The following is a 17,762-nucleotide window of genomic DNA, read 5'->3' as shown; positions in this document are numbered from 1 at the left end:
TGATCTGTCCAGCCGGTCATTTTTGTTCCGAACCATCCGAACCATTGGCCGCCCCTTGTCCATTACGCCAATCACGCCTGTATCGATCGCCGCACCCACCATATATATTCCTGGTCCCAGCCTTTGATAAGGCTCCAGAATCATCCGCCGCCACGATGTTATATCCAGGAGCACAGCTGAAAACGATGGGAGTCTGCGGATGACATCCCGATCGGCAATGCCGAGCCATGATCTCACTTCAATCTCGTGGGCTGTGACCACACCAATTGGCTGGTGAGAGGCGTAAGCATTGAGGGTGGCAAAATAGGTGTTATGTCGTCGGCGGAATTCCACAATGTCACTCGCTGATAAACTGTATAAATATACAGCTTATCAGGAGGGCTTTCGAGATGGAAAAGCAGGACGAAACGAGGAGCCAAGAATCGTAGTAAGTGCTTACTATTACTTAACTCGCTGTCCTGGCATGCGGGAACTGGATCAGGCGGAGCAAGAATACTGAGAAGGGGCTCGACCTTCCACGACTTGTCCCGTCTTGTAATCCACCTTCTGCGTCTCTTCCAAGTCGGTTTCGTAACGCCACCCGGGACCGTCGTTCGTCATTAGATAAAAGCTCCTGAAACAGTCATATCCACCCTCGTTCACCAGGCTCCCGGCAGCCCTGCAACTGGCTTTATTCGCAGCCTCAGATAAGTAACAATTTACTGAAGTACCCCGAATTCTGCCCACCAAAGCCCTCGCCTGTAGCTCTTTCTCGAATCTATCCCCAGCAACACTCTGCACCTTTGCACCCTCAACCGTCCTGAGGTTGCCTTTCAGCTCCGACAACACAGGATGAGCCTCATGGATCTGGTCGATTTCCAGCTCGTTCGCCACTTCCCAGCCATTCTGGCCCATGATGAACTGAAGCTTGACCAACCTTCGCTCGTCATTACCGTCCAGGGCCTCTAAACCAACAAATGCGGTCGCCGGGTTAGCGGAACCGTTGGTATAGAGTGTCGTACCGAAGTCATTCAATACTGTGAGACGTTCATAATTCCGCCGGGTGTATCGTTTTGCCAGCAGCTTCAACGTGTCCAGACTTTGGTAGGTAGTATCTAACTTCCCCTGGATGACCTTGATATCGCCATATGTGGCAAAACCACTTCCTCGCAGCTCTGTCCCATGTTGTTCAGCGGTCAACACGATGGAGAAGGGTACTCCGAGTGGCTGAGAATCTCCGAACACGAGGTCCAGCTGATAGTTTCCCATAAGCGATTGGGTGTCAGGCACGCCTTGATCTTCAAGCTTTTGCTTCAAGCGCAGGTGCGGCACTAGGCCTGGCCCGCCCGATGGGACTTTGAACCCGTTGCCCGCCGGATTATCGTCAAACAATACGATTTCTGCAGAAAGATCAGCAAAAAAGTCTGAGCCCTGCCGCAACTCCAACGTACCTGATTTCAGAATGGCCTGTTCCACGGAGAATTGAACATCCCGAATTTTCCCAGATACGGGATCCTCAGTGCGCATGGTTGCCTGGGTTTTCTTTTCGTCGGGGGCTCGGTCAGACGCAGCCTGAGAAACCTGATCTGGCTCAGATTCACTAGTACATCCGAAGACTGCCAAAGCCACAAGGGCAATAATGATAGGTTTGAAGTTCTTCATTCAATTCCATCCTTAGACTTGATCAATTTTTGACTGCCGTTTTATCAGCAATAAAAACAGCTCTTTAGGTCCCATTTCCACCGATTTATCCACGAAAATGGCGAATAACTTTGCCCAGTAACAGCAAGGAAGCTGTTCGTGGAACCATAAGTTGGCCTGTTCGGCCACTTTTTGATCGTATAGGCGATCTCGGCTTCCGACGGACGTCGATCTAGTAGATTCTGACAACGAGTCATTTGATCAGAAGGATCGGGGCTCAGCGCCGGCATGGATGCCAGGCAAACGCGACACCTGCCCAGTGGTGTGACGCGCCAGGGAGAGGCCTGGCTCCTTGCCCCAGAGCCGTTTCACCATAACCTCAGATTATGCGCAGTGTAATTGGAAGACCACCAGAGCCTGAAGCGGGTTCCAGGGCACGTCCTTGTGCCGGTTTCGTTATTTTTTCTTCCGAGGCGATTTACTCTTTTCACCGACGGTTTCCCGTGGGTGTTTCTTGGCAAAGGTCTCGGTTACATAACGGCCCGTTACAGCGCTTCGGTATTTTTTGGACATGCGTCACCTCACATCAATGAAAAGATTCTAGCGATGCCGAGGGATGCCCTCGGCATCGTCCTCATTTAGCGGTTTGGCCAACCCCGGAAATGGGCGCAAACACGCGAAAGCGGTGCTGGGAAAGGGACTGGGTGCTGGAGTATGACATCCGTGGCTTGTTTGATCATATTGATCATGAGCTATTGCTCAAGGCTCTTGACCACCATTGCTCTGAATCCTGGGTGCTGCTGTATGTGAGGCGCTGGCTAACGGCACCGATGCAGACGAAAGATGGTAAGCAGGAACGACGGAACGTTGGCACACCACAAGGTGGCCCGTTATCGCCAGTTCTGGCAAACCTGTTTCTGCATTATGCATTGGATCGTTGGCTGACCGTTCGTCATCCGGATATCCCATTCTGCCGATATGCAGATGACGGAATACTGCGTTGTCGAAGTGAGCGTGAGGCTCAGTATCTGCATTCCCAGCTAGATATGCGTGAGGTGGACCCAATAGCTATTCACAGAGATGCCCAACAAACGAGTATACTGGCCTGTGTTTGTCCAGGCTGCTCGGATAAATCACCATCAGCTCCTTGCTAAGGCCAGGCTCACTCACGGGAATAGCCACCAGACTTCCATTTTGGACCTCCTCCCGTACAGAACTTTCAAGCACCAACGATGCGCCAAGTCCGACCTTAACCGCTTGCTTGACGGCTTCGGTGCTACCCAGCTGCATAGATACCGTCGGAAATGGCCCATGCTCACCGAAGTAGGTCGCCAAAAGCCGGCCAGTGCCGGTGCCGGGTTCGCCGCCGATCAGAGCCATGTTAGACAGCGTATCGCGGTCGATATCGGTTCGACGGGCTAACGGGTGACCAGGCGGAACGATTAGAACAACGGGCTCGTTACGCCACGCCTGAGCATGGAATCCGGGTAGATCATGCCACCACTCCATAATCGCCACGTCCAGCTCACCGTCCGATAAATGCCGTGCAATAGTCGGATTGGAATCTATTACCACATCCACCTCGGGCCCTACGCCCAGCTCCTTGTAACGACGGATGTAGGGCTGGAGCATATAAATCCCAATATTGGAGCTCGCCCCAACGCGAAGTCGAGCCTCCATAATGGAAGATCTCGCCTGCTCCTCCAGCCGGAGCAGACTTCGGGCAAAAGGCAACAAGGTTAAGGCAGCCCGGGTTGGCTCACAGCCAGAGCGCCCCCTGTGGACCAATAAAACGCCAAGTTGGTTTTCGAGTTTTTGAAGGTGCTGGGACAGTGTGGGTTGTGCGATGTCCAACTGGCGGGCTGCGGCCTGAAACCCGTTGTGGTCCAGCACCGCCACGAAACTCTTCAGCCAGACAAGATTCAGCATGGGCCGCTCTCGCGGCCACTGGGATCATTGATCGCATCACCCGGCCGCTCACCCCGAAGCACTTGCAGAATGTTCCGAGCAGCGCGTTGCTCGATAGCCAGACGCACCTGGCTGACTGCCGATCCGATGTGAGCAGTAAACAGCGTGTTGGGGTGGGCCCTGAGCCCCTGGGCGATCTCCCTCGGACGATCTTCTCTCGCCCAATCTTCCATCTCAAACACATCAGCGGCGTACCCCCCCAACTGACCGGATTGAAGCGCTTGCAGAACACTACCCTCATCCACCACAGATCCACGGCAGGGATTGATAAGGAATGCGCCCGGTTTCATTCCTGTTAGCGTTTCGCGATTAATGGTGTGGAGAGTTTGCTCATTGAGCGCCAGTGCCAGGATCACAATATCTGACTGGGCCAGCAGCATCTTGAGGGGAGTATGGGACAAACCCAGTGCCTGCTCATGCTGCACGGGTAAACGTTCCGGCTGGGAATAGATTAAATCCGCTCCCCATCCGTTCAGGCGCTGCGCCACCGCTTGGCCGATGGCCCCCATACCCACAATACCAATCCGTGAGCCTTCGATCCCCTGCCCATAGAAGCGTGGTGTCCAGCCAGTAAATTCACCGGATCGAACGAAGTGGTCCGCCGCCTTGACTTGTCGGGTGAGACTGATCGTCAGCCCGACCGTTAGCTCTGCAGTAGGCACGGTTAGCAAATCCGGTACAAATGTCAGCCAAACCCCATGACGCGTGCAGGCATCCACATCAAAGTTGTCATAGCCTTTCAGGGCTGCACCAATCACCTTCAAGCGCGGACACCCCTGTAGGAACTCCACTCCAACTCGGTCTGGCATGAACGCCATCATCGCATCAGCGTCTGCAACGCGCGCAGCCACTTCCTCCTGGGGCAACGTGGCGCCGGATTGGTTGGTGACCAGCTCGCAATCTTGGGCAAGTTCATCCAGAACACTGTCATGGACCTTATGGGTTATCACAACCTTGGGTTTCATCGACGCTCCTTATTTGAATTTCTTACGAAGGCGGCCACTGAGACTGTCCACGACGGTGACCATCAACAAGATGACAATGAGAATGGCGCTGACTTCCTGATACTGCATGATTCTCAGCGAGCCCATCAATTCGAAGCCAATACCACCGGCACCCACCATGCCCATTACGGTCGAGGCACGGAAATTGTATTCCCAGCGATAAATGGACACGTCCGCGAACTGAGGAAGTACTTGTGGCAGCACGGCGTGATAGAGCACCTGCAAGCGAGTAGCGCCGGCAGCATCGGCCGCTTCCACTGGCGCCTCATCTACATGCTCAATCGCTTCGGCAAAAAACTTTCCAACCATGCCAATGGAGTGAAGACCGAGCGCCAGTACGCCAGGCAACGCCCCAAAACCAACAGCAGCCACGAAGATGATGCCCATGATTAGTTCCGGGACTGAACGCAAACCGTTTAAAAGGGTTCGAGTTACTTGGAACACCACCGGATGTGGAGAGGTGTTGCGCGCAGCCAGGAATGCCAGTGGCACAGACAAGGTTACTGCAATGGCAGTACCGGCAATGCTCATCGCAAGCGTGTCGATTAACGGCGACACCCAGCTGGCCACATTGGTGAAGTCAGGTGGAAGAGATTCGCCAATGAGTGTGCCTATGGCTGGCACGCCATTGGCAAGTGTATTGAAATTGAGCAGCCCTACGTACCAACTTGCGACAAAAATGATGAGCAGCACTAACAGCGACTGTCCGAGTTTTTTCCGCCAGCCTTTCGCGTGCTCATCCAGCACGGAGGCCGACGGGGCCGGCGACAGAGTCGCCGGTTCCGTCGTTGTATAGTTCATGGGGCACTCCTCACATTTTTGCGAAATCAAGATTGAGCAGGCCACCCATAGCGCGGATGACATCGTAATCTTCGTCGGTAATTGCCGCGAATCCCTCAGCCTTCAGGTTGTCGAGAATCTCCGGGTCATCGATCTGCAGAAAGGCTTTCTGAATGTTGCTCTTCAGCTCAGGGGCCAGGTTCGAACGCATGGCCCAGGGGTATTGAGGAAAGTCACCGCTGTAGCCCAGCACTTTGACCTTGCTCCGATCAATCAAACCGCGGTCCATCACATGCTCGAAGATAACTTCGGACAACCCTCCGGCGTCGGCATTGCCATTGGCGACGTTAACCGCAACAGCGTCATGGCTACCGACGAAATGAGCCTCATAGTCCTTTCCGGCTTCGAGCTCTGCCTTCTCAAGGAGTACGGTCTTGGGGATCAGGTGGCTGGAAGTGGATGCGCGGTCACCGTAGGCCATTTTCTTGCCTTTGATATCCGCGAAGGAGCCAACGCCAGAGTCCGCATTGGCAATAATGATGGAGCGATAAGTCGGCTTCCCGTCTACCACCATGGCGGCAAAGGGTTCAATGTCACTCTTACTCTTGGCCATCACATAGGACAACGGACCAAAGTAAGCCAGGTCAATTCGGCCAAAACGCATGGCTTCGATCATGGAGGAGTAATCGGTGGTAACAATCAGTTCTACTTCCTTACCAAGAGTGGTTTCCAGGTAATCCTTCAAAGGTTGGTTTCGCTTGATCAGTTCTGACGCGTTCTCATCCGGCAGCAAGGCAACTTTCAAAAGATCAGGGTCTGTATCTGCGGCATGGGCTGACCAATGGATGCCGAGCATCATTATCAGAGCCAGCAAAGAGTGAATCATTGTCTTCATTGTGCTATCTCCAGTACGTCTGTCGTTATCGGGGTGGTCTTAGGTTTATGGATGGCTGGTTTGCCTTCCGCAGCTACCACGCTGGGTGAACGGTGGTAAATCTCGTCCAGGTGTTTCGATTTCAGGTTTTCAGGAGCATCGTCAAAAACGATATGAGCGTTCGAAAGGCCGATGATCCGGTCTGCAAAACGCTGGGCGTATTCCAATTGGTGCAAGGAAATAACCGCGGTGATTCCATCTTCCTGACAAATATCGCGCAGTAGGCCGAGTACCTTTTCAGAAGTGGCCGGATCCAGGCTGGCAACGGGCTCATCGGCAAGAATCATGGATGGTTGCTGCACCAATGCTCTGGCGATTCCAACCCGCTGCTGCTGGCCGCCGGACAACTGATCTACTCGGGAAAGCGCTTTGTCAGCCAGACCTACGCGGTCGAGGCATTGCAGAGCCAACTCCAGGTCCTGCCGGGGCAGGGGAAGCAGGCTTCGCCAAGTACCGTGATACGCAAGTCTGCCTGTCAGCACATTCTGTAACGCGGTGTATCGTTCGATCAGCTGGTGATGCTGGAACACCATGGCGGTGCGGCTGCGGTGCTGTCGCAGGATTCTACGGTTGGTCAGTTCACCAAACTCGCCAGACACAACCTTCCCGGTTGTGGGCTTAACCAGGTGATTCAGTGAACGAAGCAGAGTGGATTTACCCGCGCCTGAAAGTCCCAGTAGCACGGTGAATTCGCCCTTGTGAAAGTGAACGTTGGTGGGTTTGAGCGCGAGGACGTTTCCCGGGTAGGTTACGCCCATACTCTCGACTCGAAGCATCACATTGGTTGATTGAGTTGGCGCCACAGGATCACCTTTTGCAATAAATAAGCTCGCCGTATTGCGAGTTACAATTGAACGGTAAAGCTGAGAGATGACACTGTCGTGTCACTGACGTGACAGTTTGATGAAGTGCTTTTGGTTCGCAAGGATTTTCCGAAGGGCTCTGTGAAATACATGGAGCTCAGCCAAAGTGGAACGAGCCACCCAGGAGCTTAAGCAACAAAAATTGCGTTCCACCGTCAGTCGGCGAATCTCACGGTACAGTTCGTCCGTGCTGAGTTCATCGAATTGCTTACCGACTATACTCTTGCCTTCGAGGAGGTCGGACGCGCTCTCCAATAGGTCGCGCTTCCAGGTGCTGACTATGGTGGGGTGGATCTGGAAACGGGCAGCAATTCAAGGTGTGGCCTTAAGGGTGGGCAAGGACAGCCTTGCACTTACTAATTCGAAATAAAGTAAGCGAACATTACCCGGAGATATAAGCCAAATCCGGATGGCCAAAAAACGATTTCAATAGTCGTGGCAATTTTTGCAAACGTCGAACTGCGTCGCCGCGTGCAGGTTGGTTTGAATAAGGGCGAGGCTAAGAACGCGCTGGCTCGTGCCGTCTTCCTGAACCGGCTCGGTGAACTCCGCGATCGCAGTTACGAGAATCAACGCTACCGTGCAAGCGGACTCAATCTCGTCGTCAGCGCTATTATCCTTTGGAATACGGTTTATATGGAGCGGGCGGTTCAAGCACTGCGCGAAGACGGCCGGGATATCGACGAGACGCTTCTGCGGCATCTTTCTCCCTTGGGCTGGGAGCACATCAACCTGACCGGCGACTATATCTGGCAGCAGGACAAACAGGTCGAACAAGGAAAGTACCGATCGTTACGAACACTGCAGAGGTCTTAGCGTACGATTTTTTCCGTTTCGTGAGCTGACCCCCACCAGAGCCTGAAGCGGGTTCCAGGGCACGTCCTTGTGCCGACTTCGTTATTTTTTCTTCCGAGACGGTTTACTCTTTTCACCGACGGTTTCCCGCGGGTGTTTCTTGGCAAAGGTCTCGGTTACATAACGGCCTGTTACAGCGCTTCGGTATTTTTTGGACATGCGTCACCTCACATCAATGAAAAGATTCTAGCGATGCCGAGGGATGCCCTCGGCATCATCCTCATTTAGCGGTTTGGCCAACTCCGGAAATGGGCGCAAACACGCTGAAGCGTGCCGTTGACCATTCGGAAGTAGGCTCGAACGTAGACAGCGGGTCTGATGACCATGGCTGATCTCCTGTACGAGATAGCCAGTGAGGTGACGGCAAGAGGCGTAACGATCACGGGACGATAGATCCAAAGGGAATTGGCATACAAGCGTCTCGTTTTGTACTATTCTCAATCCATCAGTCTTACTGGCTGTGTGGATATAGGTAGGGCTTTCCGCCAAGAATGATCCCCTACCGCCCGGTAAAACCTCAGGGCTTCGGTCCTGGGGTTTTTTATCGCCTAACGAAAGACGATGGACTAATGATACTTGCGTTTTCCAACTTCGTCAGCCTCATCTTCGGTAAGGTAAAAGGCCCTTTTAAAACAAAGGAATAGGTGAATCTCTAGCGACAAATTAAGGTTTTAACAATGAAATTTTCAGTTTTCATAGGCTAAATCATCGCTCGACAGCATTTTTCAGCTTTAAGCGCAGACACGCCAAGCGTAATGAGCGATTGCAGACCTACCTAAACCGATTTTATGGGTTTCTGCTTCACAGGTTAGAAAGGTTTTAGTGATGTGTGGGGGCTCCTCCGACTCATCTCGGAGCACCCACATCTGATTGAGAACGTGTCTTTTACAAGAGATCCAGCTTCGGCAGGTTTCTAACGATCTCCTGGGTTCTGAGACTCACCGTAATCACCCGCTGAAACAGCTCCAGGGGATACTTTGGATTACCCATGGTCTCAAGGGCCCAGTCGTTGGCATCGTTGACGATGCCGCTGGCCTTGTGAGTCGTCACTGACTGGCGCTCCATCACCCAATTCAGAGCAGCCCTACCGTTGACAACGTAATCCCATGCCTCGTCCGGGATGCCGGTCATGGTGATCTTGCCGTTGTAGATGACAGTGCTTAGATCGTTAATATTTTTACCGGTTTTCTCGCAGCGCTTCTTGCCGAATTTCATCTTGGTTACGCGGTAATCCTCGTCCACCAGGTTGCCTTTGGTCTGAATGGACAGCGGATACTTTTCTACGGTTTCGTAGTTCAGGTGCAACTTGGCCAAGTCACGGCCAGCCTTTGAGAACGCCCAGAAATCGGCTGCTTTTTTAGTTTTTGGAATGCGCGGAAGCTCTTTGCTCAGGTTGTCAGCAAAGCGGATACGGTAGTCCTCGCTGTGCAGTATGCCGTAGACGTAATAGAACAGGTCTTCCTTGGTGATCTGCTCACTAGGATATGCTTCTTTGAAGTGGGCCAGCCCTTCGTCAGTGATTGCATCGCGACGTTTGAGGCCAGCTGCAGGTTGCTCGTCTTGTTCAAACAAGTCATCTCGGCTGCTATTTTGCTTTTGGGCCTGCTCATCGTAAAGGTAGAGCGGGAAGCATTGGCCTTTTTCGATGTTGTCTAAGCATGGAAGTGCATCAGAAATAAGTACAGTAAAACTCTTTGCTCCTGCGCCCGTGGTCTGAATTACCAAGTTCTCCGCCCCTGCCCTCGGGAAGATGCGGGGCATTTGAAGCACCCTCTCATTGAAGGTGCGGTTGAAATAGATCCATTGCTTGGTGAACGGTCGATAGAGAGAGGTAGTAACTGATGACTCTTCATAGGCGAAAGATTTATTTCTGGCCAAATCCTGCTTGAGGTTTACTGTCCAGCTGATGCGAGTTGGATCGGTATTAACAAAACCATCTACTTCCGCCTGACGTGCTTTTGTACTTAGCCCTGAATGGGCTGCATTAAAGCGACCCAACTCGGCGTTGTAGAAATCAATCATGCTACTAACGTTGTCTTTTAGCTTCACCTTATTGGCGTTGTAAACCCAAGCATCGCGGTTCGTTGCCACCCCTAATGAGTAATTACTAAATAGCTTTGGGCCATCGCCCTTCTTATCACCCAACACGATATGCTCACCAAAGCTATCATCGCGCTGACTCAGCCAATCGCCATGCTGATCAGGAACAATTCGCTGCCAGTTCGGGATACCCTTCAGGCTGGCATAGCCTGCAATCATTTCCAGCTTTTCCGTACGACTCAGGTAGTCACCAATGTCATGGAACAGGATACGTCCGTGCTCTGCTGCCTCGGGGTTTTTAACCAGCAGCGAAATCGCAATAGGAGCCCGGCTGCCGCTATCGAAAATTTTCCCGCCCTCCCTTCGCGATAGCTCGCCAGAGGTGCGCTGATTCCCTCGCAAGTGAAACACATGAATGCTGGAAAACTCCTCCGCCAAACACTTGCGCAAGCCATCGGTGGCATTGGCCTCCAAAAAGCCACCATTGGTCACAAAGCCAATCACTCCCGCATCACCAATGCGGTCGGATGCCCAACGAATGGCCCGAATGTAGCTGTCGTACAGCCCCTTCGACAGCATTGCTTTCGACTGGGCGGCATAGGTCTCTTCAATCCGGCTATCCAGCTTGGGGTAGCTGACGTTGGCATTGTTATCGTTCTGGCTAACTTGCCCAATAGAATACGGCGGATTCCCCATGATTACCCGAATATCCAGTTCTTTCTGACGCTTACGACGTGAACTGTTTTCAACCAGTAGCGCATCAATCATGTCTTCACTTTCGTACATCTGGAATGTATCAGTAAGACAAATGCCATTAAATGGCTCGTAAGGGACTTCAAAAATCTGGGCGCTTTCTTCCAGACCCGTCACGTTGTCATTCATGATGCCGTGGTAGGTGGCTTCGATATTGATGGCCGCAATGTAATAGGCCAGCAGCACTAGCTCGTTGGCGTGAAGTTCATGTTTGTATTTATGTGGTAATCGATCTTTCGGAATCAGGCCGGACTGAAGCAACCGGGTAACAAATGTGCCAGTGCCAGTGAATGGGTCGATGATATGGACGTTCTCATCGGCCATGCTCTTACCAAACTCCGCTTTGAGTACTTCTTCAATACTATGGATGATGAAGTCCACCACCTCGACGGGGGTGTAAACGAGACCTAGGCGATCAGTCATCCGAGGAAACGCGTTTCGGAAGAACTTATCGTAGAGCTCCACGATGATTCTTTGCTTGCCTTCAGCACTGTTGATGCCTTCGGCCCGCAGCTTTACGGATTCGTAGAAGGACTCCAGTGTGCTGCGTTCCTTATCCAGGCTATGTTCATGCAGCTTTTCCAGAACTTGCTGCATCGCTAGGGACATCGGATTGTGTTTGGCAAAGCTGTATTGCTCAAACAGCGCATCAAAAACAGGTTTGGTGATCAGATGCTGGGCCAACATTTCGATGATTTCTTCATCTGGAATGCTGTTGTTCAAGTCGTCGCGCAGCTCGTTTGCGAATGCATTGAACGCGGCAATTTCCTCAACGTGGCTCTCATCCTCCAATATCGCCCTGATCCGGTCGATATGGGTGTTTGCGATCTTGGCAATATCATTCGCCCAGTCTTCCCAGTGGTGCCGGTTGCCACACTTCTTAACGATTTTGGCGTAAAGCGCACGCTCAATATCGCCGACCTCGAACACCAACTCTGCCTGCTGATGATTCGGGTTCGGGTCGTTAGACCCAATCGAACGTCCACCCTTGGCACGACTGGCTTTACGCTCTTTGGTCGATTTTTTAGTGGCTTTTGGCGTCACCTTGTCTGCAACTGCCACGACCTCCATCTTGCTGGGCATGCTGCCGTTGAATTCCAGCTTGTTGATCATGGCGTCAAAGCGGTCATCGTGTGACCGAAGGGCGTTTAGAACCTGCCAAACCACGCGGTAGGTTTCGTTATTATTAAGGGCTTCTTCGGGCTCAACGCCCGCAGGAATAACGACCGGCAGAATCACGTACCCCAGGTCTTTTTCCGGAGCCAGGCGCATCACCCGGCCAACGGACTGCACCACATCCACTTGAGAGGATCTTGGTGTCAGGAACAGCACGGCATCCAGTGCGGGGACATCGACCCCTTCAGACAAGCAGCGCACATTCGAGAGAATACGGCAGGTATTGTCCTCCGTAGTGGCCTTCAACCATTCCAGTTTGGCTTCCTTTTCACTGGCGTTCATGCCGCCGTCGACATGTTCGGCCTCGCAGGTCATGGTCAACGCCTGATCAAGCGCGGCATCAGGATCTTTGTCGCGGAGCGCTGCTATTTCGGCTTCCTGATACTGCGACACTACTGCACCAAACATCTCAGAGATCAGCTTCGAGCTGACCTTGTGGTTTTTGCCCTTGTATTCCTTTTCGATGACCTGGCAAAAAGCGACCGCTCGCTTCATGGGATCGGGCTCTTGTCCCATGGTTTCAACCAAGCCCTGTTTCGATAAGGCTTTCCAGCAACCCACGATCTTTGCGGCATCATCCACTTTGAGTGAGTTGTCGGCGTCTTTCAGAAGGCTCTGCAGGCGCCGGTTGACGTGAGTTTCCTCAACAGCGAGGACAATCACCTTGTAATCGACAAGCAGCTTCCGGGCCACGGCTTCAGAGAAGGTGATGACATACAGTTCCTCTCCGTAAAGCGACTTGTCATCCATTGAGCATAGCGTGACGTTCTCGGTGCTCTTGGCATCATCTCCATAGATGCGGGGGGTTGCTGTCATGTAGAGGCGTTTGTTGCCCTGGATGTAGCTGTTGTCATGGATTCGAACAAAAGCTGATTCTTCCTCACCATCAAAAGTTGCACCGGTGGTTCTGTGCGCCTCGTCGCAGACGATCAGGTCAAAGGCCGGGATCGGGTTGGCTCCAGTGGTCTGAGCCTCGTTCAGAACTCCAATAGAGTGATAGGTGGAGAACACAACAGTCATTGCATCACCGCTGTGGTGATCTGCCATGTGTTTCTGCAGTGAGGCCGCGTTGGTGGTGGCTGGATATTGCAGGTCACTGATGCCGGCAATCACTCGGTCATCATCTTTACCGCGCCGCTTCCCGACATCGCTATCTGAGCAGACCGCAAAGCTTTTCAGGGGGATCGCAGATTCCTGAGTCCACTCGGTGAGTGTCTGACCAAGTAGCGAGAGGCTGGGGACAAGGAAAAGTACCCGTTTACCTTTACCAGCCATTGTTTCGGCTATCTTCAGCGAAGTGAACGTCTTGCCTGTGCCACAGGCCATAATCAGCTTGCCGCGATCAGCGGTCTTCAGCCCGCTCACCGCAGCGTTAAGAGCATCAACCTGGTGTTCACGGAGTTGCTTCTGAGCCTTGAGGACTGGCTTTGTATCCTCATGATACTGCGACCAGTCGATGACACTGTTTTCCAGGTTATGGAGGTCAATTCGGGACACGGGTGGGTGCTGATTCTCCAGGGAGTCCTGGGCATTGCCCGTCCACTTATCCGTCGTTGTGACAATGATCCGGTGACTGAAGTAGGTTTTGCCGGAGGCTGTGAAGAAGCTGTCGATGTCGCTTTTGCCGATCGTGTGGTCTGGCGAATAGTTCTTGCACTGAATTGCATGGAACTCGCCATCGGTGGTGATGGCTACTAGGTCGATACCGGTATCTTTCTTCGTGCTGATGCCAAGGTTTGTGCCGTATCGGTCAACCCAGTCGGAGTAGGACAGCACCTCAGAATATTGTTCTTTATAGAATGGTTCCGTTTTGAAGTATTGAACCATCAGGTTCTCGAAGCTGGTTCCCTTATCACGCTCTGTCAGCGTCATTTCTCTGAACTGCGACAGTATTCTTTGGAGGGCTGTCATCATCATTCCTTGGTCAATTGTTTTCATCCGCAGTCTAGGACTACTGCTTCTGGAATCTTTGCGGTAAAAATACCAGTTAGTTAGCACACAAGCTAAATAGGGTGCCCATTACGCCGAAGTGAAGCGTTGAGCGTGGTCCGACTAATCCCAAAGTGCTGAGCCACCTCGGTCTTGGTGATCTTCGGGTCCAATAACATTGCGGCAGCTTTCTGTGTGTCCGTCTTTGACAACGAGGGCTTCCGACCGCCCTTACGCCCCCTGGCCCGGGCAGCCTCCAATCCAGCCATCGTCCGTTCCCGAATCAGATCATGCTCAAATTCAGCCAGAGCCCCGAAGATATGAAACACCAAGCGGCCACCTGAACTGGTAGTGTCGATGGATTCCGTCAGGGACTTAAACCCGATGCCGCGATCCTGGAGGTCCTGAACAATCTCCACCAGGTCCTTCAATGATCGAGCGAGGCGATCCAGCTTCCACACGACCAAGACATCGCCCGGTCGGAGCATACGGAGGCACTGCGACAACTCGGGTCGCTCACGTAAGGTTCCGGTAAATTTTTCCTGGAAGACCTGTTCGGCCCCGGCTTTCTTCAGGGCATCCACTTGGAGTTCGGGATTTTGGTCGTTAGTGCTGACACGCGCATAACCTATGATCATAAAAGGCACCTTTTCTGCTCATAGATTGTTGTACGTAATTGTTGGACATTAAACAAGCCGAAATCGGGTATTTTTGAGGGTTAGCCTTAAGCGTCCAACAAACGACCGTTTTCGGACAAAAGCATAGCTCAGCAAAGGATTTGACCTTCGACAAGGATGCAGGGGAGACTGAAACACGCCAGTGACCACGAAACAACAGACGTCCAAGCCGGGTTTTAAACAAAAGCGAACATTAACCCCCTTCACCTTGAGAGCGGTTTTCGGTCGTCCCAAATTAATGAATCTGCGAAAATCCTGGCCATGCGGTCGTTTCCAGTCGGACTGTTTTTCCGCTGGGCGTCAAACCAGCCGAAAACGCGGACGTTATGGCTAAGAGGAGGGGGTAGGCTTGGATCACTATGTAGTGGTCCAATGATTCCGGACACCAACGTAGGTGGTAAGATCGCCACCATAAACGAGGTGTCTGATGACCAGAAAACGACGTTCCTTTACTCCTGAGTTCAAGCAGGAAGCAGCCAGCCTGGTGCTGGACCAAGGTTACACCATCGCCCAGGCGAGTACTTCGCTGGGGGTGGGAGAAAGCCCCCTCCGACGCTGGGTTCAGCAACTGACGGATGAGCGTGGGGGTATGACCCCGAAAGGCAAAGCCTTGACCCCGGAGCAGCGCCGGATTCAGGAGCTGGAAGCCCGCTGCAAACGCCTTGAGCAGGAGAAAGACATACTAAAAAAGGCTACCGCTCTCTTGATGTCGGACGACATGAATCGTACGCGCTGATAGACCAGTTGAGTGAGCAAATGCCTGTTGAAATGGTCTGCAATGCGTTTGATATCAGCCGTTCCAGCTATTACGAGTACCGCCAACGGCGGAAGCACGTGGATGTTGAGCGTCTGGCCCTGAAGGCTCAGGTAAACCGTCTATTTACCAAGAGCCGCAGCTCTGCCGGCAGTAGAACGATCAAGGGCATGCTCAATGACGACGGCGTTGTCATCGGGCGCTTCAAGGTTCGACGATTGATGAGTGAGCTGGGGCTGATCTGTAAGCAGCCGGGGCCTCACGCCTACAAGCAGGCGACCGTTGAGCGACCGGATATCCCGAACCATCTGGATCGTGAGTTTGCAGCAGAACGGCCTAACGAGGTCTGGTGCGGTGATATCACTTACATCTGGAGCGGCCAGCGATGGAGTTATCTGGCTGTGGTGCTGGATCTGTATGCCCGCCGGGTTGTTGGTTGGGCCATGTCATCCAGTCCTGATGCTGACCTGGTTGTCAAAGCTCTAGACCACGCCTGGGAACAGCGTGGTCGACCGGAGAAAGTCATGTTCCACTCGGACAGTAATACTGTCAGTGCCGGGTATTTCTGATTTTGGCTCAACTTGAAATACTGGGTGTCGCAAGTGTTCTCGGGTTTCCTGACCCGCACTCCGATCGACCCAGATATGTGTCTTTCCCTGGACCTGTCGGAATTCCGAGAACACCTAGCGGCAGGGGTTTCACCCCGCCGATGCATGTGACTCAAGAAGGGCCTGACAGCCTGTCTCGTTACTGTCGTGTCCAGGCTATCGTGCATGGTGAAGCCATCTTCAAATAGATAGCCAGGAGCTTCGTCATGTCTTTACAGCAGGATGTTCGCCCGGTGATTGTCGGTGGTGTTGATACCCATAAAGATCTGCATGTTGCTGCCGCGGTTGATGGTCATGACCAGGTTCTCGGAACAAACACCTTTCCAGCGACGCGCCATGGTTATAAAACCATGTTGGCGTGGATGCGCAGCTTTGGCGACGTCACCAGAATAGGGATTGAATGCTCAGGAACCTATGGCGCGGGTCTGTTGCGCTATTTACAGCAGGCCAGCATCACGACTCTGGAGGTTACAAGTCCCGATAAATCCGTCCGCCGCAAGCGGGGCAAAGACGACAGCATTGATGCTGAAAATGCTGCGCACGCGGCCTTTGCGGGCATTCGTACGGTAACACCGAAGACACGTGACGGCATGGTTGAATCCTTGCGTGTTCTGAAAGTCTGTCGAAAGACAGCGATCGCAGCCCGCAGGGTAGCGCTTCAGATGATTCAAACCCAGATTGTCTCCGCACCGGAGGAGTTACGGGACCAGCTTAGGAGCATGACGCGCATGCAACTTATCCGGACGTTGGCATCATCGCGTCCCGATCTAGGCGGATACCGAGACGTCATGACGGCCTATCGGATAGCCCTGAAGTCCCTCGCTCGCCGATATGTAGAGCTACATGACGAGATCGCGGACTTGGATACCATGATCAAGGCCATCGTGGACGAACTTGCGCCCGACTTGGTTGCAAGAACAGCTGTCGGTTATGAGTCGGCGGCGCAGCTGTTGATTACCGCAGGTGACAACCCTGATCGACTTGGCTCCGAAGCCAGTTTTGCTGCGCTTTGCGGGGTCAATCCCATACCGGCATCTTCCGGAAAGACGCAGCGCCACAGGCTTAACCGAGGAGGCGATCGCGCAGCCAACAGTGCACTGCACATAATTGCGATCGGCAGGCTTCGGCTTGATGTTAAAACCCAGGAGTACGTTGCAAGACGACTAACAGAAGGGCATTCAAAGTTGGAAGCTATCCGTTGTCTAAAACGTTACATAGCGCGAGAGCTGTTCTATCTTTTACGCCACCGGCAACGTGAGATTGGCCAGTCGAGAATTGCTGCTTGACTCTTAGAAGGGCGTCCAGGGCAGTCAGTACGCCAGCCGCAAGTTCCGTCAGCGGCTCTGGCGCTATCGAATGACACAAAGCATGAGCCGACGTGGCAACTGCTGGGACAACGCACCGATGGAGAGACTGTTCCGGAGTCTGAAATCCGAGTGGATACCGGCCATGGGATATCGGAATCTGCCTGAGGCCAAAAAAGATGTTGGTGGCTATCTGATGGACTATTACAACCGGCAGCGACCTCACACATTCAACGATGGCATTCCGCCCGTTGCAGCTGAGGAAAACCTTAAAATACTGTCCGGGATTAGTTGACCACTACACTATCAGGTTGAATACACGAAGTATGAGCTGGCCAAGCTAAGCTTTCTTGAATGTCTCGATTACCTGGATCTCTACGAAAAAGGTGTGGAGTTTTTTTCGGAGGAGCCGCTTGCGTTTGAACGCTCAATTTCTAAAGCCTTTGTTATCACCTACGCTAGACCATTTACAAAAAATAATGCTGTAGGTGGACACG

General features: G+C 52.7%; 9 protein-coding genes and 4 pseudogenes. 5 read left to right on the top strand and 8 right to left on the bottom strand.

The window, feature by feature from the left end; all coding sequences use genetic code 11:
- Positions 1–477 precede the first annotated feature (477 nt).
- On the bottom strand, positions 478–1,641 hold the full coding sequence (locus tag NUW46_RS20185; protein WP_418142104.1) for a hypothetical protein: 1,164 nt from the start codon (positions 1,639–1,641) through the stop codon (positions 478–480).
- A 641-nt stretch (positions 1,642–2,282) separates the two neighbouring features.
- Here NUW46_RS20185 and NUW46_RS20180 point away from each other — a divergent pair.
- The gene (locus NUW46_RS20180; RefSeq protein ID WP_094182553.1) at positions 2,283–2,774 is read left to right on the top strand and encodes a reverse transcriptase domain-containing protein; all 492 of its coding nucleotides are present in this window, start codon (positions 2,283–2,285) and stop codon (positions 2,772–2,774) included.
- On the opposite strand, the gene NUW46_RS20175 is transcribed toward NUW46_RS20180, so the two are convergent.
- The 5 genes and pseudogenes from NUW46_RS20175 to phnC all read right to left on the bottom strand — a co-directional run.
- Positions 2,689–3,549, bottom strand: coding sequence for a LysR family transcriptional regulator (locus tag NUW46_RS20175; protein WP_011783503.1), 861 nt, complete (start codon positions 3,547–3,549; stop codon positions 2,689–2,691). The genes NUW46_RS20180 and NUW46_RS20175 overlap by 86 nt on opposite strands.
- The gene (locus tag NUW46_RS20170) at positions 3,543–4,553 is read right to left on the bottom strand and encodes a phosphonate dehydrogenase (RefSeq protein WP_026949874.1); all 1,011 of its coding nucleotides are present in this window, start codon (positions 4,551–4,553) and stop codon (positions 3,543–3,545) included. Before NUW46_RS20170 ends, NUW46_RS20175 begins: the two co-directional genes overlap by 7 nt.
- Before the next feature lie 9 nt (positions 4,554–4,562).
- Entirely contained in the window at positions 4,563–5,393 is an 831-nt protein-coding gene (gene phnE / locus NUW46_RS20165; protein ID WP_011783501.1) for a phosphonate ABC transporter, permease protein PhnE, read from the bottom strand.
- Between the two features lie 10 nt (positions 5,394–5,403).
- Positions 5,404–6,267: a phosphate/phosphite/phosphonate ABC transporter substrate-binding protein gene (gene phnD / locus NUW46_RS20160; protein ID WP_011784780.1), complete on the bottom strand. Its 864-nt coding sequence runs from the start codon at positions 6,265–6,267 to the stop codon at positions 5,404–5,406.
- Positions 6,268–6,362: 95 nt separating this feature from the next.
- Positions 6,363–7,109 (bottom strand): annotated as a pseudogene (gene phnC, locus NUW46_RS20155) (phosphonate ABC transporter ATP-binding protein); the annotation flags it as partial.
- A 510-nt stretch (positions 7,110–7,619) separates the two neighbouring features.
- On the opposite strand from phnC, the pseudogene NUW46_RS20150 reads away from it, so the two are divergent.
- Positions 7,620–7,985 (top strand): annotated as a pseudogene (locus NUW46_RS20150) (Tn3 family transposase); the annotation flags it as partial.
- Positions 7,986–8,909: 924 nt separating this feature from the next.
- Here NUW46_RS20150 and NUW46_RS20145 read toward each other — a convergent pair.
- Both NUW46_RS20145 and NUW46_RS20140 read right to left on the bottom strand, forming a co-directional pair.
- Positions 8,910–13,904: a DEAD/DEAH box helicase gene (locus tag NUW46_RS20145; protein WP_418142114.1), complete on the bottom strand. Its 4,995-nt coding sequence runs from the start codon at positions 13,902–13,904 to the stop codon at positions 8,910–8,912.
- Between the two features lie 92 nt (positions 13,905–13,996).
- Entirely contained in the window at positions 13,997–14,560 is a 564-nt protein-coding gene (locus NUW46_RS20140) for a recombinase family protein (RefSeq protein ID WP_418142103.1), read from the bottom strand.
- Between the two features lie 466 nt (positions 14,561–15,026).
- On the opposite strand from NUW46_RS20140, the pseudogene NUW46_RS20135 reads away from it, so the two are divergent.
- The 3 genes and pseudogenes from NUW46_RS20135 to NUW46_RS20125 all read left to right on the top strand — a co-directional run.
- Positions 15,027–15,901 (top strand): annotated as a pseudogene (locus NUW46_RS20135) (IS3 family transposase); the annotation flags it as partial.
- A gap of 266 nt (positions 15,902–16,167) precedes the next feature.
- The gene (locus tag NUW46_RS20130) at positions 16,168–17,247 is read left to right on the top strand and encodes an IS110 family transposase (protein ID WP_069185208.1); all 1,080 of its coding nucleotides are present in this window, start codon (positions 16,168–16,170) and stop codon (positions 17,245–17,247) included.
- Positions 17,248–17,263: 16 nt separating this feature from the next.
- Positions 17,264–17,560: pseudogene (locus NUW46_RS20125) on the top strand (integrase core domain-containing protein); the annotation flags it as partial.
- Positions 17,561–17,762: the final 202 nt, after the last annotated feature.

It is taken from the genome of Marinobacter sp. MA (assembly GCF_048298425.1).
GTDB lineage: Bacteria > Pseudomonadota > Gammaproteobacteria > Pseudomonadales > Oleiphilaceae > Marinobacter > Marinobacter salsuginis.
Note: the sequence above shows the minus strand (reverse complement) of the source record. Positions and strands in the feature narration are given on the sequence as shown.

Coding starts and splice junctions, on each gene's coding strand:
- phnD (WP_011784780.1), bottom strand. CDS start 6,267: ATGAAGACAATGATTCACTCTTTGCTGGCTCTGATAATGATGCTCGGC.
- NUW46_RS20170 (WP_026949874.1), bottom strand. CDS start 4,553: ATGAAACCCAAGGTTGTGATAACCCATAAGGTCCATGACAGTGTTCTG.
- NUW46_RS20180 (WP_094182553.1), top strand. CDS start 2,283: ATGGGCGCAAACACGCGAAAGCGGTGCTGGGAAAGGGACTGGGTGCTG.
- NUW46_RS20130 (WP_069185208.1), top strand. CDS start 16,168: ATGTCTTTACAGCAGGATGTTCGCCCGGTGATTGTCGGTGGTGTTGAT.
- NUW46_RS20140 (WP_418142103.1), bottom strand. CDS start 14,560: ATGATCATAGGTTATGCGCGTGTCAGCACTAACGACCAAAATCCCGAA.
- phnE (WP_011783501.1), bottom strand. CDS start 5,393: ATGAACTATACAACGACGGAACCGGCGACTCTGTCGCCGGCCCCGTCG.
- NUW46_RS20175 (WP_011783503.1), bottom strand. CDS start 3,549: ATGCTGAATCTTGTCTGGCTGAAGAGTTTCGTGGCGGTGCTGGACCAC.
- NUW46_RS20145 (WP_418142114.1), bottom strand. CDS start 13,904: ATGACAGCCCTCCAAAGAATACTGTCGCAGTTCAGAGAAATGACGCTG.
- NUW46_RS20185 (WP_418142104.1), bottom strand. CDS start 1,641: ATGAAGAACTTCAAACCTATCATTATTGCCCTTGTGGCTTTGGCAGTC.